Source organism: Mesorhizobium sp. M7A.F.Ca.US.006.04.2.1 (genome assembly GCF_004022915.1).
Classification (GTDB): domain Bacteria; phylum Pseudomonadota; class Alphaproteobacteria; order Rhizobiales; family Rhizobiaceae; genus Mesorhizobium; species Mesorhizobium ciceri.
In genome coordinates this window covers 1-1,377 of sequence record NZ_RZQA01001216.1, presented here as the reverse complement: position 1 = coordinate 1,377, position 1,377 = coordinate 1, and the positions used below count along the sequence as shown (strand labels likewise).

Annotated in this window: 1 protein-coding gene; it reads right to left on the bottom strand. The window is 65.1% G+C overall.

What is annotated here, in order from left to right; all coding sequences use genetic code 11:
* Nucleotides 1–288: 288 nt before the first annotated feature.
* Nucleotides 289–1,257 (bottom strand): GlxA family transcriptional regulator, encoded by a 969-nt coding sequence (locus tag EN925_RS35940; RefSeq protein WP_013528701.1) that lies wholly within the window; start codon nt 1,255–1,257, stop codon nt 289–291.
* Between the last annotated feature and the right edge of the window lie 120 nt (nt 1,258–1,377).

Sequence of the window (1,377 nt, the reverse complement as noted above, 5' to 3'; positions counted from 1 at the left end):
GTTGGGAGGGCTGGAGCATGGCGCAGCGGGGGCCGGAGGATTGTGCTGGAAACCGCGTGTGTTGTGCGGAATGCCGCTGGGCAACAAGAGATGCAGGCGCCAAGCGCCCCCCTCTGTCCTGCCGGACATCTCCCCCTCAAGGGGGGAGATTGGCAGCTTTGGCCTCATCGCTCTTTTCTTCATCGCTGAAAATTGGCGAAAGCCGTTGTTACATCCGATCTCCCCCCTTGAGGGGGAGATGTCCGGCAGGACAGAGGGGGGCGCTGTCCCGCCATTCCTTTGACTACCCTAATGCCTCCGCGCCAGTTTCGGCGGATGGCCATGCTCCTCGCGAAACGCCCGGGCAAAACTCGACATCGAGGCAAACCCACATGCCAGCGCCACGTCGCGCACGGCGAGCGTCGAATGCGCCAAAAGATCGGCGGCGCGTTTGAGCCTCAGGCGCCGGTAGTAGCCATTGGGCGAGATGGCGAGTTCGGAGCGGAAGGAGCGCTCGAGCTTGTCTGAGGACACGCCGAGCTTCGCGGTCAGCTCGGCCATGCCGAGCCGTTCCTCGACCGCATCCTCCATGATGGCGATGGCCGACAGCACCAGCTCGTTCTGGACCCCAGTGCGCAGGCGCAGCGGCATCATCTTGCGGTCGATGCTGGAGCGCAGCTGGCTGTGCACGAACCATTCGGCGACGCCGGCGGCAAGCTCGGCGCCGTAATCGCGGGTGATGATCTCCAGCATCATGTCGAGGCTGCCGACGCCGCCGGCCGAGGTGAAGCGCTTGCGGTCGATGACATAGAGGTCGCGCCTGAGCTCGATGTTGGGGAAGGCTTCGGTGAAGGCGGCCTGGCTGGTCCAGTGCAAGGTGCAGGCATGGCCGTCGAGCAGGCCGGCGCGCGCCAGGAAGAACGCGGCATCCGCCACCGCCCCGATATGGGCGCCATTGCGCAGGCTCTTGCGGATCCAGTGTGCAGCGTCCTCGGCGACGAGGTGATCGGCATCGCCGCCCGAGCAGACGACGATGCGGTCGACCTTCGGGGCATCCTCGGCGTAAAAGCCCGGCTGGATGACGACGCCGTTCGACGCCTCGACCGCACCTTTCGTGCCGCCGACGATGATCCAGCGATAGCATTCTCTTTTCGCCAGGACATTGGCGGCGCGCAGCGGCTCGATGACCGAGCTGAACGCCATCATCGGAAAACCTGGGAACACCAGCACGGCGAAAGTGAGGGGTTCAGTGGGCTTGGGTGGTTCGCGCGTGGCCATGGGGCGCTACATTTCGGGCAGATGGGGTTCGGGGTCAATTGGCCGGTCCATCATCATGAGACGTCCGCGCGCCGCCCCTTGCCCTTCCTCTCCCCCGTCGATCGGGGGAGAGGTGTCGAG

What these genes read in the sequence shown, in the direction of transcription:
- EN925_RS35940 (WP_013528701.1), bottom strand. Translation starts at nt 1,257, where the DNA reads ATGGCCACGCGCGAACCACCCAAGCCCACTGAACCCCTCACTTTCGCC.